The 24,912-nt window shown below is 34.6% G+C and carries 28 protein-coding genes; 4 read left to right on the top strand and 24 right to left on the bottom strand.

Features of this window, described 5'->3' with window-relative positions; translation table 11 throughout:
- Positions 1-22: 22 nt before the first annotated feature.
- From H8S00_RS09610 to glmM, 10 genes are all read right to left on the bottom strand, one after another.
- Entirely contained in the window at positions 23-400 is a 378-nt protein-coding gene (locus tag H8S00_RS09610; protein ID WP_118589332.1) for a NusG domain II-containing protein, read from the bottom strand.
- Positions 401-418: 18 nt separating this feature from the next.
- A complete protein-coding gene (locus tag H8S00_RS09605; RefSeq protein WP_186840479.1) occupies positions 419-709 on the bottom strand; it encodes a 4Fe-4S dicluster domain-containing protein in 291 nt (96 codons plus the stop codon).
- A gap of 227 nt (positions 710-936) precedes the next feature.
- On the bottom strand, positions 937-1,113 hold the full coding sequence (locus H8S00_RS09600) for a hypothetical protein (protein WP_186840478.1): 177 nt from the start codon (positions 1,111-1,113) through the stop codon (positions 937-939).
- A 93-nt stretch (positions 1,114-1,206) separates the two neighbouring features.
- Positions 1,207-1,857, bottom strand: a complete 651-nt coding sequence (locus H8S00_RS09595) for a peptidoglycan recognition protein family protein (protein ID WP_186840477.1) — start codon at positions 1,855-1,857, stop codon at positions 1,207-1,209.
- Positions 1,858-1,919: 62 nt separating this feature from the next.
- Complete coding sequence (locus tag H8S00_RS09590; RefSeq protein ID WP_021953837.1) at positions 1,920-2,627, bottom strand: peptidoglycan recognition protein family protein; 708 nt, start codon at positions 2,625-2,627, stop codon at positions 1,920-1,922.
- 79 nt (positions 2,628-2,706) lie between these two features.
- A complete protein-coding gene (locus H8S00_RS09585; RefSeq protein ID WP_021953836.1) occupies positions 2,707-3,228 on the bottom strand; it encodes a nitroreductase in 522 nt (173 codons plus the stop codon).
- 184 nt (positions 3,229-3,412) lie between these two features.
- A complete protein-coding gene (gene clpB / locus H8S00_RS09580; RefSeq protein WP_186840476.1) occupies positions 3,413-6,007 on the bottom strand; it encodes an ATP-dependent chaperone ClpB in 2,595 nt (864 codons plus the stop codon).
- Between the two features lie 248 nt (positions 6,008-6,255).
- Positions 6,256-7,305: a histidinol-phosphate transaminase gene (gene hisC / locus H8S00_RS09575; protein WP_243169573.1), complete on the bottom strand. Its 1,050-nt coding sequence runs from the start codon at positions 7,303-7,305 to the stop codon at positions 6,256-6,258.
- Positions 7,287-7,820, bottom strand: a complete 534-nt coding sequence (locus H8S00_RS09570; RefSeq protein WP_021953833.1) for a VanZ family protein — start codon at positions 7,818-7,820, stop codon at positions 7,287-7,289. Before H8S00_RS09570 ends, hisC begins: the two co-directional genes overlap by 19 nt.
- Positions 7,820-9,163 carry a phosphoglucosamine mutase gene (gene glmM / locus H8S00_RS09565; RefSeq protein ID WP_021953832.1) on the bottom strand — a complete coding sequence of 448 codons (1,344 nt, stop codon included), beginning with the start codon at positions 9,161-9,163 and terminating at the stop codon, positions 7,820-7,822. Before glmM ends, H8S00_RS09570 begins: the two co-directional genes overlap by 1 nt.
- Positions 9,164-9,452: 289 nt before the next feature.
- On the opposite strand from glmM, the gene H8S00_RS09560 reads away from it, so the two are divergent.
- Positions 9,453-9,650: a hypothetical protein gene (locus tag H8S00_RS09560; RefSeq protein WP_118589340.1), complete on the top strand. Its 198-nt coding sequence runs from the start codon at positions 9,453-9,455 to the stop codon at positions 9,648-9,650.
- A 27-nt stretch (positions 9,651-9,677) separates the two neighbouring features.
- Here H8S00_RS09560 and H8S00_RS09555 read toward each other — a convergent pair whose 3' ends face one another.
- The 13 genes from H8S00_RS09555 to rho all read right to left on the bottom strand — a co-directional run bounded on the left by H8S00_RS09555 (position 9,678) and on the right by rho (position 21,191).
- On the bottom strand, positions 9,678-11,387 hold the full coding sequence (locus tag H8S00_RS09555; RefSeq protein ID WP_186840474.1) for an ABC transporter ATP-binding protein: 1,710 nt from the start codon (positions 11,385-11,387) through the stop codon (positions 9,678-9,680).
- Entirely contained in the window at positions 11,384-11,860 is a 477-nt protein-coding gene (locus H8S00_RS09550; RefSeq protein ID WP_021953830.1) for a S24/S26 family peptidase, read from the bottom strand. Before H8S00_RS09550 ends, H8S00_RS09555 begins: the two co-directional genes overlap by 4 nt.
- Positions 11,853-12,116, bottom strand: a complete 264-nt coding sequence (locus H8S00_RS09545; protein WP_021953829.1) for a PqqD family protein — start codon at positions 12,114-12,116, stop codon at positions 11,853-11,855. The genes H8S00_RS09550 and H8S00_RS09545 overlap by 8 nt, the downstream gene beginning before the upstream one ends.
- The gene (locus H8S00_RS09540; protein ID WP_243169572.1) at positions 12,116-12,847 is read right to left on the bottom strand and encodes a hypothetical protein; all 732 of its coding nucleotides are present in this window, start codon (positions 12,845-12,847) and stop codon (positions 12,116-12,118) included. The genes H8S00_RS09545 and H8S00_RS09540 overlap by 1 nt, the downstream gene beginning before the upstream one ends.
- A gap of 71 nt (positions 12,848-12,918) precedes the next feature.
- Complete coding sequence (locus H8S00_RS09535) at positions 12,919-13,650, bottom strand: CpsD/CapB family tyrosine-protein kinase (RefSeq protein ID WP_021953827.1); 732 nt, start codon at positions 13,648-13,650, stop codon at positions 12,919-12,921.
- 4 nt (positions 13,651-13,654) lie between these two features.
- Positions 13,655-14,575, bottom strand: coding sequence for a YveK family protein (locus H8S00_RS09530; protein ID WP_186840473.1), 921 nt, complete (start codon positions 14,573-14,575; stop codon positions 13,655-13,657).
- A 23-nt stretch (positions 14,576-14,598) separates the two neighbouring features.
- Positions 14,599-15,327, bottom strand: coding sequence for a CpsB/CapC family capsule biosynthesis tyrosine phosphatase (locus H8S00_RS09525; protein ID WP_021953825.1), 729 nt, complete (start codon positions 15,325-15,327; stop codon positions 14,599-14,601).
- A 103-nt stretch (positions 15,328-15,430) separates the two neighbouring features.
- Positions 15,431-16,252 carry a sugar phosphate isomerase/epimerase family protein gene (locus H8S00_RS09520; protein ID WP_186840472.1) on the bottom strand — a complete coding sequence of 274 codons (822 nt, stop codon included), beginning with the start codon at positions 16,250-16,252 and terminating at the stop codon, positions 15,431-15,433.
- Between the two features lie 2 nt (positions 16,253-16,254).
- On the bottom strand, positions 16,255-17,325 hold the full coding sequence (prfA, locus tag H8S00_RS09515; RefSeq protein ID WP_021953823.1) for a peptide chain release factor 1: 1,071 nt from the start codon (positions 17,323-17,325) through the stop codon (positions 16,255-16,257).
- Positions 17,326-17,352: 27 nt separating this feature from the next.
- The gene (prmC, locus tag H8S00_RS09510) at positions 17,353-18,198 is read right to left on the bottom strand and encodes a peptide chain release factor N(5)-glutamine methyltransferase (RefSeq protein WP_186840471.1); all 846 of its coding nucleotides are present in this window, start codon (positions 18,196-18,198) and stop codon (positions 17,353-17,355) included.
- A 3-nt stretch (positions 18,199-18,201) separates the two neighbouring features.
- Positions 18,202-19,239 (bottom strand): DUF1385 domain-containing protein, encoded by a 1,038-nt coding sequence (locus H8S00_RS09505; RefSeq protein WP_021953821.1) that lies wholly within the window; start codon positions 19,237-19,239, stop codon positions 18,202-18,204.
- 68 nt (positions 19,240-19,307) lie between these two features.
- Positions 19,308-19,508: a 50S ribosomal protein L31 gene (gene rpmE, locus H8S00_RS09500; protein WP_021953820.1), complete on the bottom strand. Its 201-nt coding sequence runs from the start codon at positions 19,506-19,508 to the stop codon at positions 19,308-19,310.
- Positions 19,509-19,613: 105 nt separating this feature from the next.
- A complete protein-coding gene (rho, locus tag H8S00_RS09495; RefSeq protein WP_186840470.1) occupies positions 19,614-21,191 on the bottom strand; it encodes a transcription termination factor Rho in 1,578 nt (525 codons plus the stop codon).
- A 229-nt stretch (positions 21,192-21,420) separates the two neighbouring features.
- Between rho and H8S00_RS09490 the strand changes: the two genes are divergently transcribed.
- From H8S00_RS09490 to dut, 3 genes are read left to right on the top strand one after another with little or no spacing between them, the layout of a single operon-like run.
- Positions 21,421-22,569 carry an NAD(P)-dependent malic enzyme gene (locus H8S00_RS09490; protein ID WP_021953818.1) on the top strand — a complete coding sequence of 383 codons (1,149 nt, stop codon included), beginning with the start codon at positions 21,421-21,423 and terminating at the stop codon, positions 22,567-22,569.
- A 28-nt stretch (positions 22,570-22,597) separates the two neighbouring features.
- Positions 22,598-23,125, top strand: a complete 528-nt coding sequence (gene nrdG, locus H8S00_RS09485; RefSeq protein WP_186840469.1) for an anaerobic ribonucleoside-triphosphate reductase activating protein — start codon at positions 22,598-22,600, stop codon at positions 23,123-23,125.
- A 20-nt stretch (positions 23,126-23,145) separates the two neighbouring features.
- A complete protein-coding gene (gene dut, locus H8S00_RS09480) occupies positions 23,146-23,583 on the top strand; it encodes a dUTP diphosphatase (RefSeq protein ID WP_021953816.1) in 438 nt (145 codons plus the stop codon).
- Positions 23,584-23,620: 37 nt separating this feature from the next.
- Here the strand turns inward: dut and spoIIP are convergent, their stop codons facing one another.
- The gene (gene spoIIP / locus H8S00_RS09475) at positions 23,621-24,784 is read right to left on the bottom strand and encodes a stage II sporulation protein P (RefSeq protein WP_186840468.1); all 1,164 of its coding nucleotides are present in this window, start codon (positions 24,782-24,784) and stop codon (positions 23,621-23,623) included.
- Between the last annotated feature and the right edge of the window lie 128 nt (positions 24,785-24,912).

Below are 24,912 nucleotides of genomic sequence, written 5' to 3'. Positions count from 1 at the left end.
CCCATTAAATTATTAATTATTTCTACTTTACCACAGCATCCACATCGTTATTTTCATTGACTATGTTCTGTTTAATTATCTCAACAACTACTTTATGCGGAAGACATACAATTGTCTGCCCTGTATTTTTAATCTTTCCCTGCTTTATACAATACTTATCCGGACAATCCGCCTCTTCCATTTCCACATAACCATTATGAATATTTATTACATTTCTACCTTTTGAAGTTTTTATATCTATTATCTCGTCCTTGTTAATGGAATATTTTCCATAAACTTTGCCATCAACTGATATTTTTACAGTGGAGGCTTCACCTTTTTGTATAAAATGGATTGCACCGTACATGACACCTGCTATTAAAAGAACCACAATCACTAAAATCACGTCTTTTTTTCTCATAAACTGCTCCCGTTTTTTCTAAATTTCTGCCCATTTCATTATTAAAATTAGAATCAGCCCTCTTACTATAATAAATGTAATTCCGTTTCCCTTTACCAATCCCAATTTAACATTTTGTTTTGGACAAATATTCATACATTTTTGGCACATAAAGCAATCTCCCGGCTGAATATCTTCCTTTAAATCCGAAAGTCCAATTTTTGATGGACATACCTTTGTACATCCACTGCACCCTTTTATGCACTGGTCTCTATTTCTACTTATAGAAAAAAGCGGCAGTACGGGAAGAATTGAAAACACTGCTCCCATAGGACATAAAACTCATGAACAAAATCTCCTAAAGTTCCAAATGCACAAGCAAAACCGCAAAAAATCGTCCAAAAACTATCGTATATAAGCATAACACAATTAATACCGTAACAAAAGATGTTTAGTTGTCAGTAATATCGCCTTGTTAAAATATAATTCATCATCCTGGGATTTAATAATATTAATACTTTTTATTTTCCCATTTTTTACTGTAACACAAACCTGAATCATTTCTCTAAAGTCCTGGGCTTCGCCATAAAAATCCCATCTCTATATGTAAAATCCTCCTGATTTATAACATTAGGCAGATTTGCCGGCAAAACCTTTGAATCAGAATCTGATGAATAGTTACTATAAATTCCGTCTGTTAAATACCGCTTATTTTCATTAGTCAATAATATCATATCGAATTTATCACCACTGTTTTGCCAAATCATTTTTTATATTTATGTATAGTTTTTGTGGTTAGTTGTAAAAAAAGACGCAACCTGCGTCTTTTAATAATGAGCCAATCTATACTTTTCTACATTTTTCTTAAATGTTTTCCATTTGTCCTCATGCTGTACAAAATATCTCGGGCATTCTTTCTTTGTAATATCATAATGTCTTATTACATGGCTTTCATCTATATCACATACATTTTCTAACCATGCCACAAGTTTTACTAAAGAGCTATAGGTTTTCTTTTTAAATTTTCCCGTTTCATCAGGATGACACACCTCAATGGAAATTGTATCATTATTTCTCCAGTTGCTTGCCGCAGACCATTCATTTATAGGAATGCATTGAATAATTTCCCCATCTAATCCCACAACGAAATGAGAACTTACATTAGACTGATCTCCTGCATAGAAATCATGATTTTGCTGAGCTGTTGTCCCCGGATTTCCTACATAGTGAACTACAATGTCTTTTATACCCTTTAATTTATATCCATTTCTTGAAGCGCCATCCACATCTATTATTTGAGAATCAATCCAATCCGGTATCTTAATTTCCGCCAAATTTTTAACTTTTTTGGCCTCACTGTTTTGATTAATCCTTTTTACTACTAAACAGGACATAATAACTATGGCCGCCACAATAATAACAGCCATAACTATTCTTCCTTTTCTTAACTTTCTCTTTCTTTTGCTTTTCTTAGCCATACTTTTCCTCAAATCCGTAGTTTAACTTAATTATAACCCCTTATATAAAATGTTCGATATTTTCACTTATTCCCTGTATATTTTTTTATTCTGTAATCTCTAACTTTTTCTTTAAACAGCTCCCACTCATCTTCATGATCAACAAAATATTTAGGACACTCTTTCTCCGTAATGTCATAATGCCTTATTACATGTTCTTCATCTAAACCATAAACACTTTCAAGCCATGCCACAAGCTTAACGAGAGATTTATATGTTTTTTTGCCAAATTCTCCTGTTTCATCCATATGACACACTTCAATGGAAATGGAATCCCTATTTCTCCAATTGCTTGCCTCTGAATGTTCATCTAACGGAATGCACTGAATTATCTCACCATCCAATCCCACAATAAAATGAGAACTTACATCTGAGTCATCTCCTGCATAAAAATCATGATTTTGCTGAGCTGTTGTTCCGGAATTTCCTACATAATGAATTACAACATCCTTCACTTCTTTAAGTTTAATGCCCCTTCTGGACTTTCCATCCTTTTTTATTATCTGCTTATCTATCCAGGATGGTATCTGTAAAGCAGTTTCCTTTTCTGTTGTTTCTAACACCTGATGATTTTCCACCGGTGATTCTTTAATCTCTACATCAGATGATGCACTTAAATGTTTAAAAATTCCTGCCAAAAGCAATATACCTGCCGTTAACACTGTAACGGCAAGCACTGCCCTTATTTTTCTTACTTTTCTTCTTCTCTTTCTTTTGCTTAATTCACTCATTATATTCCTTCGTAAAAAATTATTACTAAATCACATTGGATTGTCACTGAACAAATTAAGTCAAAAGTGGTATTAAATATTAGTCTATGTAGTAAACATAATCTTCTTTTCTAGGTGCTGCCTCAGGTGCATCTCCCTTAATATAGCCTAAAACACAATGACCTATTCCTTCATAATCTCCTGTTATTCCAAGAGATTTAAGGATTTCTTTTCCTTCCTCACTTTCAAATTCTTCTTTTGCTCTGTGAATCCAACAACTTCCTAAACCTAAATTGTGAGCTTCAAGCATCATGTTTCCCATAACAAGACTTCCATCATAAAGATATGTATTCTTAGTTTTATCTGCCAAAACAATAAGCACTACCGGTGCTCCATAAAAAGGATCTGTGTCTGTTCCCATTATCTTTCCATTCATTTTAGATAATTTGTCCCTGACTTCCCTGTTAGTTACTGCAATTATAATAGGGGACTGATTTCCTCTTCCTGTAGCAGCATATGTTCCTGCTTCAATAACCTTGTCAATTAATTCCTTTTCCACCATATCAGGCTTGTACGCCCTGATGCTTCTTCTTGTTTTAATTGTTTCTAATACTCTATCCATAATTACCTCCATAAATAAATAAATAAATAAATGGTTGTCATTTGGATTTGTTTAGAAAATACTTTGATACTATTGCCCTTAAATTTATTGACTATAATCTAAATTTAATAAAGTAATGTATCTTATTTGTATATTCTAAGCATATTTTTTAATTATTTTCCAATGACAACCATTGCTTTACATTTTATTTATTATTCTTTTCTACCTTAGCAGCTAACCTGTCACCATCTACATAAAAGCATATTGTATCTCCCATATCAACGTTTCCTTCAAGAATAACCTTAGCAGCTATTGTTTCAACATTTTTCTGCAGGTATCTCTTAAGAGGTCTTGCGCCATAAACCGGATCATATCCGTTATCTGCCACAAACTTTTTGGCATCATCAGTAAGTGAAATCTTTAAATCCCTGTCTGCTAAACGCCTATTTACGTTAGCTACAATCAAATCAACAATTCCACCTATATTGTCCTTAGTAAGTGGCTTAAACATTACGATTTCGTCTAAACGGTTAAGAAACTCAGGTCTGAAATGATTTCTTAAATCGTTCATTACAAATTCCTGATTTTCCTTCTTTATGTTTCCGGCATCATCTATTCCCTCTAACAGATATGAAGAACCGATGTTTGATGTCATAATCAGGATAGTGTTCTTAAAGTCAACTGTTCTTCCCTGAGAATCAGTTATTCGACCATCATCTAATACCTGAAGTAACACATTAAACACATCAGGATGTGCCTTTTCTACCTCATCAAATAACACTACCGAATAAGGTTTTCTTCTTACTGCCTCTGTCAGCTGACCACCTTCATCATATCCTACATATCCCGGAGGTGCTCCTATAAGTCTTGACACGCTATATTTTTCCATGTACTCACTCATGTCAATTCTTACCATATTACTTTCATCATCAAACAGATTTTCTGCCAATGCCTTTGCCAGTTCTGTTTTACCTACACCTGTAGGTCCTAAGAACAGGAAAGAACCAATTGGTTTTCCGGGATCCTTAATTCCTGCTTTAGACCTGATTATTGCCTCAGTAATCTTCGTCACAGCTTCATCCTGACCGATAACCCTCTTATGAAGAGCCTCATCAAGATGTAATGTTTTATTTTTTTCTGTTTCAGTAAGTTTTGCCACCGGAATTCCTGTCCATCTGGAAATAATTCTGGCAATTTCCTCATCTGTAACACTTTCCCTTACTAATGACAAATCCTTATCCTTTACATTTTGTTCTTCCACACCAAGCTGTTTTTGAAGTTCAGGCAACTTTCCATATTGAAGTTCTGCTGCCTTATTCAAATCATATTCGCTTTGTGCCTTCTCAATTTCTTTCTTAACATTTTCAACCTGTTCACGAAGCTGCTGCAATCTGTTTACGGAATTTTTCTCATTTTCCCACTGTGCCTTTCTGTTATTAAATTCATCACGGCTTTCAGCAAGTTCCTTCTGTAATTCCGCCAGTCTCTCTTTGCTTAAATTATCCGTTTCCTTCTTTAAAGCAGCTTCCTCGATTTCCATCTGCATAACCTTACGTCTTAATTCATCAAGCTCCGTAGGCATGGAATCCATCTCGGTTTTAATAAGGGCACAAGCCTCATCTACTAAATCTATTGCCTTATCAGGAAGAAATCTGTCTGTTATATATCTGTCTGATAAAACTGCTGCACTTACCAAAGCCCCATCCTGAATTTTAACTCCATGGAACACTTCATATCTTTCCTTAAGACCTCTTAGGATAGATATTGTATCTTCCACTGATGGCTCACTTACCATTACCGGCTGGAATCTTCTCTCTAACGCCTTATCCTTTTCAATATACTGTCTATACTCATCCAAGGTAGTTGCACCTATACAATGAAGTTCTCCTCTTGCTAACATAGGCTTTAGCATATTTCCTGCATCCATTGCCCCGTCTGTTTTTCCTGCGCCTACGATAGTATGAAGTTCATCAATAAATAAAATGATTTCTCCATTGCTGTTTTTTACATCTTCAAGTACAGCCTTTAACCTTTCCTCAAATTCACCTCTGTACTTTGCACCTGCCACTAATGAACCAAGGTCAAGGGAGAATATCTTCTTATCCTTTAATCCCTCCGGAACATCACCTTTTACAATACGCTGTGCCAAACCCTCTACTGCTGCTGTTTTACCAACACCGGGTTCACCAATCAGCACCGGATTGTTTTTGGTTTTTCTTGACAAAATTCTTATAACATTTCTGATTTCACTGTCTCGTCCAATAACAGGATCAAGCTTCTGATTTCTTGCTCTTTCCACTAAATCCTGACCGTATTTTGACAGTGCGTCATAGGTACTCTCCGGATTATCCGAAGTAACTCTTACATTACCTCTTACCTCTTCTAACACTCCTAAAAACTTTTCCCTTGTAATACCAAATTCTTTAAAAAGTTCCTTTATTTCCCTATTGGGTTTGTCAAGCATAGTGAGAAATAAATGTTCCACTGAAACATATTCATCTCCCATTCTCTTTGCTTCATCCTCTGCACTTATTAAAACATTATTAAGAGCCTGGCTCATATACATGTTGCCGCCCTGTACTTTAGGTCTTTTGGCTATATAATCCTCAACTCTGTTTTTAAAATACTCCGGCTGTATTTCCATCTTTTCTATTAACTTAATAATCAAACTGTCTTCTAAACTAACAAGCGCCAATAATAAATGTTCCTGATCAATTTCCTGATTTCCGTATTCTCCGGCTATCTTTTCACAATTTTGTATAGCCTCAACGGATTTTTGAGTAAATTTACTAATATTCATATATTTCGCCTCCTGTCATAAAATCTATAGGATTCTTTCTACTATGACATTTAATCTTCATAGTAAATCAGATGGGATATAAATCCCATCTGTCATCTCTTTCCTATGTATTTTATTCTACTCAGAAATTTTATATTTTTTTATATATAAAATTAACAATTTGTTACATTTTTATGTTAAATGTGTCCCTTACATATAATGCTAAATAACATCTTTACCATAGATTGAAAACATATCAGATATTTCCTTTATTTAACAATTTCCTTAAGAGCTTCGTATAATTTTTCCATCTCCTCATCTGTACCTATAGTAATTCTTAAATAATTATTTATCCTTGGCTTATTAAAATACCTTACATATATTTTTCTCTTCTTTAATTCCTCAAATATTTCCTCTGCCGGCACACTTTTGTGAGTTGCAAATAGAAAATTAGTCTTTGAGTCCGTAAAGAAAAATCCCAGTTTTTTAAGCGTATCCTTAGCCTTTTCACGGGTATTTATTACCTTTGATACAATTTCCTTAAAATACTTATCATCATTTATTGCAGCAGCCCCTGCACAAATAGACACATAATTCATTGTATATGAATTATATGAGAATTTAACTGCCTTAAGGGCGCTAATTAAAGTTTTGCTGCCAATGGCATATCCTATACGCATTCCTGCTAATGCGCGGGATTTAGAATAGGTTCTTACCACCAGAAGATTTTCGTATTTATTCACAAGACCAAGCACTGAAACATCTCCAAAATCAGCATAAGCTTCATCTATAATTACCACTGAATCCCTATTGTTCTTTATAATATATTCTATATCATCCAGCTGCATTTCCACTGCTGTAGGAGCATTGGGATTTGGAAAAATAATACCACCGTTTTCCACAAGATAATCTTCTTTTACAATTTCAAATTTCTCATTCAACGGTTTCATCTCATATTTTATTTTAAACAAATCTGCCCACACATCATAAAAGGAATATGTTATGTCAGGAAACAATATAGGCTTTTCTGAATTAAAAAATGTAAGAAAGCTCATTCCAATCACATCATCTGAACCAACACCTACAAACACCTGATTAGAATCAACATTATAATATTTAGCGATGGCATCAGTTAAAACTGCTGCTTCCGGGTCAGGATAAAGCCTGTTTCTGTTATTTTCAACACTTCTTACAACCTCCTGTACCATGGGTGAAGGTGGATATGGACTTTCATTGGTATTAAGTTTAATTACATCCTTATCCTTTGGCTGTTCTCCCGGCGTGTAGGGAGTAACCTTTCTTATATTATCCTGCCACATTTTTTTCTCTTCCTCCTGCAAATTAAAAAACATATTATTGTAACAAAAACCACTCCCATAAAGCAGCCTGTTGTATCAATGCAAACATCCATAACCTTAGGGCTTCTTCCTTCTACAAAATTCTGGTGAACTTCATCGGAAGATGCATACACCATACCTATAATGGTAGTTATTAAAATTACAATATATCTTTTTTTGTTTCGTATTTTTTCAAATGTCAACAAAAATGTTGAAATAAGAACTCCTAAAATTCCATATTCTCCAAAATGTCCCGTTTTTCTCACAAAGAAACTTACTGTATTAAAGTATTCTTCTTTGGCCTTAACATCCATATCCTCATAATCACTTTTTAAAATATGAACAACCTGAACTGTTATTTTATCACTAAGTGATTGAGACTGTTCTCCATTTTCGGCAGAAAAGCCAAATATGGTGCTCATCCACAATGCTATAAGAGCAATAAGAATAACTCTTACTGCCCATAGCTTTATAAAATATCCTTTTTTGTATGTCATTACACTGCGTAACCTTTTTTCTTAATTACATTAACAACCCTGTCAACACATTCCTCTGCTAACTGGTCTGTTTTTGCTTCAACCATAACACGGATAACAGGCTCTGTTCCGCTTTCCCTAATTAAGATTCTACCGTCATTTCCAAGCTGCTGTGCCACTTCATCTACTGCCTTTTGTACATCAGCATCATTTCTTGCCTCCGGCTTACTTGCAACCTTAACATTCTTAAGGCACTGTGGATAAATAGTTACCGGATTAATAAGCTCTGACATTTTTCTCTTAGAAGAAATCATAACCTCCATCAACTTTATTGATGTAAGGATTCCATCGCCTGTTGTTGCATATTTACTGAAAATAATATGTCCTGATTCCTCTCCGCCTAAACGGTAATCATTCTTTCTCATACATTCATATACATATTTGTCACCGACTGCTGTCTTCTCATATTTAATTCCAACAGCATCAAAGGCTTTATATAATCCTATATTTGACATTACTGTAGTAACTACAGTGTTGTTGTCAAGCTCTCCGTTTTGTTTTAAATACACACCACATACATATAAAATAAGGTCACCATTTACCACATTTCCCTGATCATCCACACAGAAACATCTGTCTGCATCCCCGTCATAGGCAAAACCAATATCTAACTTCTTTTCTTTTACAAATTTCTGTAATGCCTCAATGTGGGTAGAACCGCATCCCATATTAATATTTACACCGTTTGGTTCATTATTAATAACATATGTATCTGCTCCTAATGCATCAAATACGCTTTTGGCTATAGTCCATGCACTACCGTTTGAACAATCAAGTCCGACCTTAATGTTTCTAAAGGAATTTTTTGCCAATGTCATAAGATATCCCATATATCTGTTTCTACCTGCAAAATAGTCAATGGTTCTTCCTATTTTATCCATGGTTGCATAAGGTATTGAGTCAAAGTCTGCATCAATGTATTTTTCAACTTCATCAATGAAATTCTGCTCCATTTTTTCGCCCTTTCCATTGATAAGTTTTATTCCATTATCATAATAAGGGTTATGGCTGGCTGAAATCATAATTCCACAATCAAAATCTTCTGTTTTAACTATATATGATACACTTGGTGTTGTAGTTACATGAAGTAAATATACATCTGCCCCTGTGGATGTAAGTCCTGCTGAAAGGGCATCCTCAAACATATAACTGCTTCTTCTTGTATCTTTTCCAATAGCTACGGAGCATTTATGAAATCTTCCGTAATACCATCCTATAAATCTTCCCACTTTAAAGGCATGCATAGCCGTTAAATTAACATTAGCCTCGCCTCTGAATCCATCTGTTCCAAAATATTTTCCCATTTTACGCCTCCATAATTAAAAATGGTTACATTGCTGATACTTAATAAGCACCAACATATAAATTTTCAAAGTGTCAAGTTTAAATGAACACTTTTTTAATTATATAATATCACAACGTTATTTACAATATTTTTATAACTATAAAAACCAATCCAAAACCAATGTAAAACCCTGTCATCATAAGGGAAGCAAGGTCAATAAAAGTCGATATGTTTTTTACACATTTATTACCTACAGTGTTATAATTTACTATATTGAGAAAAATTTATGTTATGTGGGGGATTTTAATATGAATAACAGCGAGAGATCTCAATTATTACAAAATACAGAAATTCTGCTTACAGAAATTGAAGGACTAAAGAAACAATTAAATTATGAAAAACAGCAACGTAAACATTGGGAAGAGCTTGCCATGTTATTCCATGATGCCTTATGGAATGAACTAAAAGTCTCTAATCAAAATGCTTCCGTTGCTGCCAAATCATGATTATATTAAATTTATGGCTGTTTTGTATTAACCATTGTTTTTGTAAATACAAAACAGTCTTTTATTGTCAATTACAAATTCCTTATCACACACTTCAAGAGCTGCCGCCTTATGGGTAATTATTATACACGTCTTTTTATTAAGACCTTTAATCCTTTCAAGTACATGTTTTTCTGTTTTAGAATCCAGTGCCGAGGTAGCCTCATCTAACAGAAGAATTGGTGCCTTACTAAGAAGTGCCCTTGCTATTGCCAGTCTCTGGGCCTGACCTTCTGAAATGCCAAGTCCTTTTTCTCCTATAACAGTGTCAAGCCCCTTTGGAAGGTTGCATACAAAATCATAAATATCACTAATCTCCAAAGCTTCCTTTATTTCTATATCTGTAGCGTTAGGATTTATTAACAGAATATTATCTCTTAATGTCCCGCTAAAAAGGTAATTTCCCTGAGGTACATAAGAAAACAGGCATCTGGTATCCGGGCTTGCTTCTAAATACTTTCCATTTTCTTCATATAACCTTATACTTCCCCTTTCAGGTTTAAAAACTCCTAAAAGCATCTTCATTAATGTACTTTTACCTATTCCCGAAATCCCCCTTATAGCCACAAACTCGCCCTTTAAAAATTCTGCGTTTCCATCCTCTAATACACTTTCCCTACCATAATTAAATTTAATATTTTTAAACTCAGCCAGTTTAAACTTGGAATAAAATTTATCTGCATCAACCTTAACCTGATTTTTTCTTTCAACATCAATATCTTCAATTTCCATAATTCTTTCTGCCGATGCTAAAATTGCATAGTATTGTGGAATAACCTTGGTTATGCTTACAAAAGGCGTCTGTATCTGGGAAATAAGCTGTAATACCGCAGTAAGGGTTCCATATGTCATAGCATTGGTACACACTTTAAGGGTGCACCAGATAAGAGCAAACAAATAACCCATATTAAAGGCAAATCCAAATCCTGCATTGGCAAAGATACTGATTTTTCTTCTTTTCATCTTTGCATCATAATTTATTCTTTGCAGTTTGTCACCTTTGCGGCAAAACTCATCTTCAACTCCAAAGGTTTTTACCACCAGCATACTCTCAATTGCTTCCTGAAAAAATGACCTTACCCTGCCATCTGTTTCCTGAACTTCCTTGTGAAGACTCTTAAGCTTTGACCTGAATATTAATGTTATAAAGGAAATCACCACTCCTGCAATAATAAATAATGAGGTAAATTTCCAGTCAAACAGTACCAGTACAATAAAAGCTCCTGCAAACTGAGTAATAAAATATAATACGTTTGGCACTATATTGGTTATTCCGTCAGTTATTATCCTTATATCACTGGTAATGCGGTTCATTAATTCTCCACTGTGATACTTATTAATGCTGTTATATTTTTTTTCAAGTATTTCTCCAAACAGCTTAGAACGCATTTGCATTTCCATTCCTGCCTGAACTTTTATGGATAAACTTTGTGCGTATATCCGCAAGAAAAGTCTGAATGCAATAATTGCTAATATAACTATTCCATAAAAAATAATCTGATTTCTGTAATAAACAAAATCAGATTGTACCTTAGACACTGCTGCCTTTTGGGCTGCATCTATGGCGTACTTACTTACCAATGCCAATGCCGTAGATACTAATGCCAATACAATATTAGAAACACTTAAAATTAATATTTTAGGAATTTCTTTTTTCCCATTTTTAATTATCCATTTTAAACTCTTTGTATCTTTCATCTAACTATTCCTAGAAGTTTTCTTTTTATTTTTCCTGCAATATGTCTTAATTTTCTAAGCCACTTTCTTATTTTAACTGTTTTACACCACACAATACAATAAAGCTTATATGACATTTCAGTTCCACTATATTCCTTACCTTTTCTTGAAAAGTGTTCCACAATTCCAATTATCTGTTCCTGAGTGATACCTTTTTCGTTGACAAACTGATTATCACCACGCATTGTGTAGGTTCCGTCTTTTGGTATATCAACAATTCTATGTAATACATACTGCCCGTTATCCCTTACATAAAATGCAATGTCATATTTTTTTAATGGGAACAAGGGACTTTTCAGGGTGACACTATCCTTATTGTTTCTTAAGGTAGGAAGCATACTGTTTCCTTTAGGGGTAAATCTTACTGTTCCATTATAATTTAGCTGTTCTTTTATAAGGGGAACTATATCTTCTATTGACACAACCTTATTCAAGTAAACCCTCTCCTTCTACCTTCTTAATAAAGTCATCCACATCCTTTTGGGCTATTTCCCGTTCCACCTCATACTCACTAATTAAATCCTCTATTAGCTGTTCCTTAGTAGTTCCATCTAACATCTTAGAAAAAATAAATGCTCCTGTTTCATTTAAACTCATCATTCCGTTAAAATCCAGTGTTGCCTGACCGATTGGAACAACCACATTATTCCCTGCAACATTTCTAAGTAAAAAACCTTCTCTAATCTTCATTACACTCTCCTAATTTTTTCGTATGCCGTAATCACAGCATCATCACTTATGTTACATCCCATTTTGTATATTGGGGTTGATGTTAAAATTTCTTCCATATATTGTAAGACTAAATCCATTTTTTCTTCCCTTTTAAGTCTTCTTACCGTCTGATTAAAAAACAATGGGATAGCCTCCTTAACCTCTATCGGAGTTATATGGTTCTCTTTTGCCCTTTCCAAAAAAACAATGGCTCCAAGTTTTGCCTTTACATTAATATTTAAGTCTGTTTTTCCACTCCACGGAGTTCCGTAAACAAACCACTGTCCATTTTCTAACCTTAAAACAGGTTTATCATCATTTATGATAAATGCCTTTTCCTTAAAATGCTCAAGCCACAGACCTGTGTGAGTTGATTTTCCCGTACCACTGTCTGCTGAAAACAAATATGCATATCCATCTACAACTACTGCTGAAGAATGCAGCATACAACCATGGTGATTTATTAGAAGCCTGTTAAATATAGTACCTGTATATATATATTCAATGCTTTCTAAACTACATCCCTGCATATTCTCTTCCTGCATTTTTTCATAAAATTCATTATCCAAATCAATTACTGCATCCGCTTCCTCTTCCTTCCACATATGTTTTGCTATATACGGAAGCGCCTGTTGCCTGGTTCTTTCATAGTATGTTACCATCAAAACCTTCAACCCTGCAATCTCATATCTGTCCTTAATAAACTCCATATATCTTCCTTTAATAAATTACACCTATGAAATTGCCATAGGTGTAATTCTATAATTATTTATATTCTCCGTTATTTATATTCTCCGTTATTTCCATAGCCGTAACCGTAGCCATAGCCATAACCTTTCTTTGAGTATTTACCATAGTATCCACCATAATAACCACCCTTTTCTTCAGGATCAACCTTATTTAAAACTGCTCCTAAAATTCTACATCCGGATTTTCTCATTTGCTCAATTTGTTTCTGGGCATATTTGTAACTGATATTTGCCTGTGAAATAAGGAAAATAACTCCATCTGTCTGCTGTGCAACAATGGCAGGGTCTATAACCTGACCAATTGGTGGTGTATCAATAATAACGTAATCATATTCCTTTCTTGCTGTTTCCAGCAATTCCGTAAACTTTTCATTATTTAAAAGCTCCGCAGGATTTGGTGGAACAGGACCTGACAAAATCAAATCCATGTTTTTTACGTTAGTACTGTATCTTACATCATCTAACTGCTCTACACCTGAAAGATACTGAGTAAGTCCTTTAATTGCCTTGTTTATTTTGTACCTTCCGATTAACACTGATTTTCTTAAATCAGCATCTATAAACAAAACTTTCTTTCCTGTTTCTGCCATGGAAATGGCAAGGTTGAAAGACACCATTGACTTTCCTTCATTAGGAACACAGCTGGTAAGAGAAATTATTTTAACATCATTTCCACAGAACTGTACATTAGTTCTTAAGGTTTTATATGCTTCCTTAGTTTTAAAGTCTAAATCCGTTATTTTATCAAGATTAATATTTAACATTCCCTTACTCCTTTCCCTGGCTCTTATCCTGAACTAAGTCTTTGTTTTTAGCTGCTACCTTATCTGACTTTTTCTCTTTTTTCTTTTTCTTTTTGTCCTTCGGTGCACTGCTGCCATATCCATATCCGTAAGATGACCTTCTGCTGCTTTCCTCACTCTTTAAAGGAATAGCTGCTAAAACGCTTACTCCTAAACGTTTTTCAATATCATCCGGTGTCTTAATGGTATCATCTAATATAAATAAAATGATAACTACAAGAAGGGAAATTCCAAAACCTGCAATAAATCCCATCATGGTATTTCTCTTAACATTAGGTGATGCCGGTGTTGTAGGGAGTTCCGCCTCATCTACAGATCTTACCGGTTCAAGGTCATCCATAATTACCTTTAATCTTTCATTTGCCACCTCTCTTACCTTATCAGCAATCTTTTTTGCTAACTTAGGGTCTGTATTGGTAACTGAAATTTCCATAATTCGTGTATCTGTTTCTACATTTACCGTAATCATTTTTTCCAATTCATCCGTTGACATATCTAAATTAAGTTCTTTTTTTACCTCCTGTAAAACCGGTCGGGTTGTAAGAAGGGTCTCATAATCCTTTGCAAGATAAGATGCAAAAGCGATATCCGATGTTGTAAGCGTCTTCTGATTTGGATCCTGCTTACTTAATATATAAACCTTGGTTGTGGCAACATACTGTGGGCTAATAAAAAATTTAGTGTATACAAACGCCACCCCACCTACTAAAATTCCTATTAAGATAATAACAAAAAGCCTGTTTAAAATTGTTGCAAACAAACTTCTAACGTCAATCTCAATTTCATTTTTCATTTCATCACTTTCTATTCCATTTGGATAAAACGTATTATATCCCGGCTGACCGTCTACTTTATTGCCAAATCTGTTTTCCATTCTGTTGTCCATTTATCTACCAGTTCCTTTCAAAATTATATGTACTCACCCTTCAATATCTTTGATGGATTTTCAACTAAAATCCAGTTAAGATAATCTTCATTGTACTTTTTCTCTAAATAATTCACACATTCTTCCCAATAAACGCCTCGTCTTCCCAAACTATGAGCGTCGCTTGCAATAAGATGCAGATAATCATTATCAATAAGTTTTGATACAAATTTATGTTCACTTCCAAAAACACTTGTAACATTTACCTGCAAATATGCCCCCATTTCAATTAAGTGACTAATATTTTTATTATTTACCCCCTTAAATGCATTCCTAAGACACTTATATCTCTCACAATGAGCTATTACCGGAATATATCCTCCGTTTAGCAATGAACTTATATATTTTTCCATTTGCGAAAAAATTACTGTAGGATAAAATTCTACCAAAACATAATTTGTCTGAGCCAATGTGAATAATTCACCACTTGAAAGCATCTGTGCCATATCATTACATGCCATAATTTCATTGCCTAAAAAAAGATTCATTTCAGGAATTATTTCTTTCGCCTCTTTTTTTAATACCTGAAAATTATCTTCTATTAACTGTCCCTCCGGCATACATTCTCCGGCATGGTAATGTGGTGTACATATTACATTTCTTACACCCTGACTATACTCTTTCTTCAAAATATCTATTGATGTTTTAAGGGATGGTGAACCATCATCAACCTGAAACAGGATGTGGCTGTGAATATCTGTAATGCCTGTCATAATTGTATTCCTCCTTAATGCCACAATTATGTTTAATTGTACCAAAAAATCCACAATCATACAACTACCTAATATAATAAAATGAAATCCCACAGTATATTTTCTAACCAATATACCGTCGGATTTTTTCAAAACATTTATTTAACATATTTATATCTATTTTCCCATCGTTGCCAAAAGCCGTAGCTTCTACAGTAAAGGTATCTTTATACCCGTTTTTCCTTATATAATCAAAAAATTTATCAAAGTCAAAGTGCCCTTTTCCCGGTGGAAGTGTTTTTAATCTGCTCCACTCCATATATCCACCACCATAATCATTAACATGATAGTGTCTTATATGTTTTTCTTTCCACAATATGTCATATTTATCATCATATAAGAGATTTTCCTGACAATGAAAAGCCGCCATTTTAGTATCATATATAAAGTGAATATCTGGATACCGATTTAACAGTTCCATCCAGTGTTTCATTGGATTTTCATGATTGCACACGACATTTTCAATTAATAAATCTATCTCATAAGCTTCGGCAATTTTTCTAAGAATACCATAAGCTTCAAGATTATTTGAAAAATTAGAATCTGACGTGACTCCATCCCATAAATGAACAACCATTTTATGAACTGACAATGCCTTTGCCATTTTGCAGTTGATTTCAAACCGCCTTACGGCCTCTGCCAAATCTTCCTTAGAGCCTTTGCTTATGTACTCTCCTATATGTTTTTCGCAATGAATAACAGGAATATTTATATTTAATTCCAAAAGGAATTTCAAAATATCTCCCTCTAAGCCATACCATGTAGAATACATCATAAATTCAAATCCATCGCAGTTAAGCTTATGACAAACATCCCTTAGAATGCGATAGTCTCTGTTGTTTGGTCGTCCTATTAAAGCTCCTGTAGAGCATAGTATCTGTGCCACAATTAATCATTCACCTTTGCTAATTTTGCAGCCTGGTCGGCAGCAATACACTGATTAATTATCTCATCAATATCACCATTCATAATGTTTTCTAATCTATGAGATGTATATTTTATTCTGTGATCGGTTACTCGTCCCTGTGGGAAGTTATATGTTCTGATTTTTTCAGAACGGTCTCCTGTACCTATCTGACTTCTTCTTGCTTCTGATTCTGCATCCTGCTTTTTCTGGCACTCTAATTCATAAAGTCTTGCTCTTAATACCTTTAATGCCTTATCCTTATTTTTAAGCTGTGACTTTTCATCCTGACATGAAATAACAATACCTGTAGGAATATGAGTAAGTCTTACAGCTGAATCCGTTGTATTTACACACTGTCCACCGTTACCTGATGCTCTAAACACATCAAAACGGCAGTCATTCATATCTATTTCCACGTCTACTTCTTCTGCTTCCGGCATTACTGCAACTGTAGCTGTTGAAGTATGGATACGTCCACCGGACTCTGTTACAGGAATACGCTGTACACGATGTACACCACTTTCGTATTTAAGTCTTGAATATGCACCCTGACCATTTACCATAAACACAACTTCCTTAAATCCGCCAAGTCCGTTTTCATTAACTGATATTAATTCTGTCTTCCATTTCTGGGTTTCCGCATACATACAGTACATTCTGTAAAGTTCAGCTGCAAACAGGGCTGCCTCGTCTCCGCCGGCACCACCTCTTATTTCAACTACAACGTTTTTGTCATCGTTCTCATCCTTTGGTAAAAGAAGAATCTTTAACTGTTCTTCCATTTCAGGAATTGAAGCTTTGGCTTCGTTCATTTCTTCCTTTGCCAATTCTCTCATTTCCTCGTCGCTTTCTTCATCTAAAATAGCAAGACTATCCTGAATGGTCTCCTGTGCTTCCTTATATTTTCTGTATAATTCCACAATAGGAGCTAAATCACTTTGTTCCTTCATAAGTTTTCTGAAATTACTCTGGTCACTTACAACATTAGGATCATTTAACTGCTCCATAATCTCGTCATATCTTTCTAATATTCCATCTAACTTTTCAAACATTTTTTTACCTACTTTCTCATAACCAAATTATCTAAGTGCAAAAACAACTCTGTCATTTTGCGAATAATCTTTTATAATTTTTACTTTTTCAAATCCCTGTTCATTTAATATTTTAGAAACAGACCTTCCCTGATTATATCCTATTTCAAAGAAAACTGCTCCCTGTTCTTTTAAATACCGACTTAAATTGTTACATATGTTCCTATAAAATTCAAGTCCGTCTTTTGTTCCGTCCAGCGCAATGCGGGGTTCAAAGTCTCTAACCTCAGGCATCAGCTTTTCTATTTTTTCTGATTCTATATATGGAGGGTTTGACACTATTACATCAAAACATTCCTTTATATTTTCAAATAAATCAGATTCTATAAAATCAACCCCGGCACTATTTTCTTTATTGTTAATTTCAGCAATCTCCAAGGCCTTCTTTGAAATATCTGCTCCAACAACCTGTGCATTATCACATAATTTATCTATTGATATGGCTATACATCCTGAACCGGTACACATATCAAGAACCTTTACTTTACGTTCCTGACTATTAATATATTTAATAACCTCTTCCACTAATATTTCAGTGTCCTGCCTTGGTATGAGAACATTTTCGTTGACTTTAAAATTAATTCCCATAAACTCCTGATTTCCTGTAAGATGTTGAAGAGGTATATGCGCAGCTCTTTTTTCTATCAGCTGATTGTATATCTGTGCATTTTTCACATCTGTTTCCATGTCAGGATGTACCAAAAGTTTGTAATAATCTATATGAAAAACATATTCTGCCAGAAGTCTGCTGTCTATAACATAGTCTGTCACTTCTGCCTTTTTTAACTTTTCAGAAGCTTTAGCTATTAAATCTTTAATTAAAATCTTTTCCATAGTCTAAAATTTCCAATTATACCCTGAGCCTGCCTTAACTTCTTCGTAACTTTCAGGCAACGTTTCTTCTTTTTTATCTTCCGGAAGTGCAATTCCATTATCTCTTAAATAAGTTTCCCAGTCAAAAACTGCCTCAACAGCTTCTATTGCAACTTCTATCATATCATCATCAGGTTCTTTTGTTGTAATTCTCTGCATCCACAATCCCGGCTTACTTAAAGCACTGATTATAGGGTTATTAGAAGAACCTGCCTTTCTGATAAATTCGTAGGAAATGCCTGCAATTACCGGAATAAGTAATATTCTTATTAAATATTTAAGCCATACTGTATCTGTTCTGATAAGTAAAAACATAATAATACTTATAACTAACACAATTAACAAAAAGCTTGTTCCACAACGCTTATGAAATCTTGAGCTGCTTCTTACATTTTCAACATTAAGCACCTTGCCGTTTTCTATACAGTTAATACATTTGTGCTCTGCACCATGATACATAAAAGTTCTTTGTATGTCCTTCATTAATGAAATAAGTAAAAGATAGCCAATAAAAATTATCATTTTGGCAATACCTTCTATAACCGGCACATGACTCTGAGTAATGCCCGGCACATATTTTTCCATTAAATCAGCAATAAATAAAGGTAGCAGCATAAACATTACCACTGCTATTACAACAGATAAAGCCACTGTAAATCTCATTATTATTTTTTCTGCCTTATCTCCAAATTTTCTAAGAAGCCATTCCTCAAATTTATCCGGTTCTTCTTCTCCTTCATCATCAAAAAAGCTTGCAGATAATGTTAATGTTTTTATTCCTAAAATCATTGAATCAATAAAATTAAAGACTCCCCTTATAAACGGAAGGGACAGTATTTTATTACCCTTTGTTATTCCCTTATACTTTTCTACTTCTACTTCAATGGTTCCATCTGACTTTCTTACGGCAACGGCATAATCATCTTTATTTCTCATCATTATGCCTTCTAAAACTGCCTGACCGCCAATTCCTGATGAACCAAGTTTATTATTCTCACTCATATTAGTCACCTGTATATATACATAAGAAAATAGGTTGAGAATCACTTCTCAACCTGTTATCCTTAAAATTATTTGATACCATATTTTTTGTTGAACTTATCAATTCTACCACGGGCTGAAACAGCTTTCTGCTGTCCTGTGTAGAAAGGATGACATGCTGAGCAAATTTCAACATGGAGTTCTTTTTTAGTTGAACCTGTTACGAATGTGTTACCACAGTTACATGTAACGGTTGCTTCCTGGTAATCTGGATGGATTCCTTTTCTCATTACATTCACCTCTTTTTTATTTTTATGCTAATTGGCAACGCCAATCCGTTTTTACTCAATAGCTTAGACATTATATCATAGTGATAACATAATAGCAACCCTTTTTTAACGATTATTGTAGTTATCTCTGTTATTATGGTTGTTATTATATCCACCACCATTATTGTTAGTGTATGTTATCTTTAATCTTCCTATTTTTTGAACGAATTCTTTGTTGTCACTTGTCCTTGCAAACAGGTTAAGTATCTGTTCAACAGCATCTTCCTTTCGCATACCGTTGGTTTCTTTTCTAATTATATATGATGCTCCAAGTTCATCGGAATCTAAAAGTAAGTCCTCTCTTCTTGTTCCGGACTTCGTAATATCTATAGCAGGGAAAATTCTCTTTTCAGATAATTTACGGTCTAAAACAAGTTCCATATTACCTGTTCCCTTAAATTCCTCGTATACAACATCATCCATCTTACTTCCCGTATCAACCAACGCTGTGGCAAGTATTGTAAGACTTCCGCCTTCACGCATATTTCTTGCAGCACCAAAAAATCTCTTTGGCATGTGAAGAGCTGCAGGATCAAGACCACCGGAAAGAGTTCTTCCACTTGGTGGAACAGTCATGTTATATGCTCTTGCAAGTCTTGTAATACTGTCAAGGAGAATAATTACATCTCTTCCGTGTTCAACAAGTCTTTTTGCTCTCTCTATAACCATTTCAGAAACTCTCTTATGATGATCCGGCAATTCATCAAATGTAGAATAAATTACTTCAACATTTTCACCCTGTATTGCTTCCTTAATATCTGTTACTTCTTCCGGTCTTTCATCAATAAGAAGAATAATCATATGCATTTCAGGATTGTTCTGCTGTATTGCCTTAGCTGTTTCCTTTAATAATGTTGTTTTTCCTGCCTTAGGTGGCGAAACAATCATACCACGCTGGCCTTTACCTATAGGACTTACAATATCAACAATTCTCATTGCAATGCTATGTCCGTCTGTTTCAAGATGTATTCTCTCATTCGGAAAAACAGGCGTCAGTGTTTCAAAGCTTGGTCTGTTAATGGAATTTTCAAGAGGTTCTCCATTAATCTTCTCTAAGTAATACAACGCTCCAAACTTTTCATTTTCTTTCTTATCACGGACTTTTCCTGTAATCATATCTCCTGTTTTAAGTCTGAATTTTTTAATCTGGGATGGTGCCACATAAGCATCAGCCTCTCCCGGAAGATAATTGTCGCATCTTATAAATCCATATCCCTCAGATAATACCTCTAGAATACCTGTCTTAGTATCATTATCTTCCTGAGGTAATTCATTTTTCTGTTCCTTAACCTCTTTTGTAATCTTTGTTTCTCTATTATTTTCTTCTATGTTTTTACTTTTTACCTTACGATGTTCTTTTGAAGATCTGTGTTCTCTGCTTTTTTTAACTTCACCACTTTTACTTCTTCGTGATGAATGTTCTCTTCCTACCGGTTTCTTTTCTTCGTCAGATGTACTCTTTACCAGTGTTTCAGCCTTTTTAGCTGCTTCCTTTTCTAATGTCTCCTGTTCCTTTTTTTCATTAACCTCAATAATTCTGTCTATAAGCTGTTGTTTTCTCATTATTGTAACAGACTTAATACCATTAGCCTTTGCAATTTCTCTCAACTGAACTACAGGCAATGAACTTAACTTTTCTCTCATTAGACTCCTTTCAAGGGTTATTACCCTAATAAGTGTTTTTAGTTTTAATTTATTAATCTCTATATAATGGATTTAATATTGGGGATACCCCAAAGACATCTTTTTTCAGACAACTCATTTTAACACATTTTTTTAAAAAATAATAGAGTAAATTTTTAAAATATGATATGCTTTATTAATGTATGAATTTACCGTACTTAATGACATTTTTAATTTTTGGAGGTATAAAATGACAACAGACGAAAAAGCACTGGAATTACACGAAAAATGGAACGGCAAAATTACTACTGAAGCCAAATGCCATGTAAAAACAAGAGAAGATTTATCATTAGCTTATACACCGGGAGTTGCAAAGCCATGTATGGAAATAGCAAAAAATCCTGATGACGTTTATAAATACACATGGAAAGCCAACACTGTAGCCGTGGTATCCGACGGAAGTGCCGTTTTGGGACTTGGAAATATCGGAGCAAAAGCTGCAATGCCTGTTATGGAAGGAAAGGCTGTTTTATTTAAGGAATTTGGTGGGGTAAATGCGGTTCCTATCTGCTTAGATACCCAGGATTCTCAGGAAATTATAGATACTGTAGTAAGAATTGCCCCGGGATTTGGTGGAATTAACTTAGAAGATATATCTGCTCCAAGATGTTTTGAAATAGAAACTAAATTAAAGGAAATCCTTGATATTCCTGTATTTCATGACGACCAGCATGGTACTGCCATTGTAGTTTTGGCTGGTATAATTAATGCCCTTAAGGTTGTTGGAAAGAAAAAAGAAGATTGTAAGGTTGTAGTAAACGGCGACGGTTCTGCCGGTATTGCAATTTCAAAGCTTTTGCTTAAATATGGTTTTAAGAATTTAACAATATGCGGTCTTTACGGTATTTTATCAAAGGATATTAAAGACCTTAACTGGGCTCAGAAAGAAATGGCTGAAGTTACAAACCTTTCCGGAGAAAACGGCACGTTAAAAGATGCATTAGTTGGTGCAGATGTTTTCGTAGGAGTTTCCGCTCCAAACATTGTTACCGGTGAAATGGTTAAAACCATGAATAAAGATGCCATTATGTTTGCCATGGCAAATCCTGTACCTGAAATCATGCCTGATGTAGCTAAGGCTGCCGGTGCTAAAGTTGTGGGAACAGGACGTTCTGATTTTCCAAATCAGGTAAACAACGTTGTAGCCTTTCCGGGAATATTTAAAGGTGCCCTTGAAGGCAGAGCAAAACAGATTACAGAGGAAATGAAGCTTGCAGCTGCTTTAGCCATTGCTTCATTAGTTCCTGATAATGAATTAAATGAAAATAATATACTTCCTGAAGCATTTAACCCTGATGTGGCAAATGTTGTAAGCGAAGCTGTTAAAGCCAATATTTAATTTATAAAACTATTAGGAGTTCATTAACATGAATTATGCAGAAATAAAAACTTATGATGTGGCAAATGGTCCCGGAATCCGGTTATCCCTGTTTGTAAGTGGCTGTCCTCACAGATGTCCCGGATGTTTTAACCAGCAGGCATGGGATTTCAGTTATGGAAAGCCTTTTACTAACGAAACCATTAATTACATTATTAAGGAACTAAGTTTCCCCGCCTATGCAGGTATTACTTTTTTAGGTGGAGAGCCATTTGCAAAGGAGAATCAACATGACCTTCTTCTTCTGGCAAAAAAAATTAAAGAAACTTACCCTGATAAAAACATATGGTGCTATACCGGTTATGAATTTGAACGGGACATTATGGGATATATGTATGATAAATGGCCATACACAAAAGAACTTATGTCATATATTGACGTTTTAGTAGATGGTCCCTTTATAGAATCCCTAAAGAACCTTAATCTTGTTTTCAGAGGTTCTGAAAACCAGCGTCTTATTAAGTTGCCGGAAACCCTTTCTTCCGGCAGAATATGTTTGTGGGAGAAAGAAATATAAAAATTTTAAGGAGATTAAAAATGCAGTTAAACATAAAAAAACTAAATGAAAAAGCCATTGTTCCTACTTATGGTTCAGACTACGCAGCAGGTGCCGACCTTTACGCCTGCCTTGATGAACCTATTACCATCAATCCCGGTGAAACAAGTTTTATTGGAACAGGTCTTGCCATGGAAATACCTGAAGGCTATGCCGGTCTTGTTTATGCAAGAAGCGGTCTTTCCTGCAAAATGGGATTAGCTCCCGCTAATAAAGTTGGTGTAGTCGATGCGGATTACCGTGGAGAAATCACCGTTGCCTTATACAATCACTCTCAGGAATCCCGCACAGTGGAGCCCGGTGACAGAATTGCCCAGATAGTAGTTACTCCATTTTTGAAAGTTAATTTCAATGAAGTAAATGAACTTTCAGATACTGTAAGAGGTGCTGACGGATTTGGTTCAACAGGAAGAAAATAATTATATAAAACAAGGTGCTGAAGTTTTGGGATTTTCCTTACTTAGAAGCACCTTGTTTATTTTTACCCATTGTAAGATTTATAAGCATTGCTAAGGGCTCTGCCGCATTTTGCGCTTCCTCATATGTATTAGTCTGGGCTCCCACCTCTATTAACATGCACTGCCTGCACAAATCAAGATTATATTTATAAGCATTCACGTAATTTCTTCTTGTAAATCCCGGATAATAAGCCTCTGCATTCACCTTCATCTGTAAAACCAGCGCAAGATTTTCATATAAATAAGGATTATACAAATAATCAATATTTCCTGAATTTTTAAATCTGGACATACCATTAAAAAACATTATCTGTGCAGTCTTTTTTCCATTAACCTCTGTAACTAATCTGGTGTTTTCATTTATGCCGTCACGATGTATGTCAAGCACAAGGCTGATGGAAGGATTTTTTTCCAAAATCTTTTTAACCCCTACTCTTGCCTGATCATATGCTTCACTTCTGTCTAACTTTCCATTTACTATGTCATATTTAGTAGTGTCATGAATTACATTATACCCAAACTGGCTTTTAAGTATTTTGGCTAATCTGTCTCCTACTCCTATTATGGTGGTTGATACATCGTCGCTACTGTCAGCAAATTCTTCCTGGGAATGAGTATGATAAATCAATATTTGAGGTTTTGTATTATTCCCTTTTATTTTAAAATTCTCGTTTAAAGCAGATTTTATGGGTATGTCCCCAGAATAAAGGCTTGTTGCCTCTGTCACAATATAAAATCTGTCCATAACATCTTTAAAGCTACCTATGTTTTGAGCATTATATAGTCTTCCTGTAATTTTTGGCGTAGGAACAATCACATTTGCTGATGCCGCAACTGCCTTTTTCTTTTTAGGTTTTGTCTCTTTTTCTGTAGGCTGTTCCTTTTTTTCTGCATAGTTTGCATTTTCATATATAAGATTAATTACCTGGTCATACCCCGGATCAGCTGTATCATAAGTATATTCACTATGCATCATATATTCAGAAACAATTTTGTTTAACAGTTCCTTCTTTGCCATTTCAGAAATATTTCCGTGATTCTCCACATAAAGCATATATTCATTCATAATCCCCGAATTTTCAACTATTTCCCTTGCAATTACAGATGATGCATTATTTATGGCTTCCCCTGTAACTTCTCCTGCCTTGTTTCCTGAAATCATATTAATACACCTGATGGTTATATATATGCACAATAATACGATTATGATTTTCACTGAAATCGAAAACAGTTTTTCTGAAATATTTATTCTGTTTTTGTTTAAATATAATCCTTTTTGCACATACTCAC

This window comes from Eubacterium segne, assembly GCF_014287775.1.
Lineage (GTDB): Bacteria > Bacillota > Clostridia > Lachnospirales > Lachnospiraceae > Eubacterium_G > Eubacterium_G segne.
The sequence above is the reverse complement of the archived record's forward strand: the minus strand, read 5'-3'. Positions and strand labels throughout refer to the sequence as shown.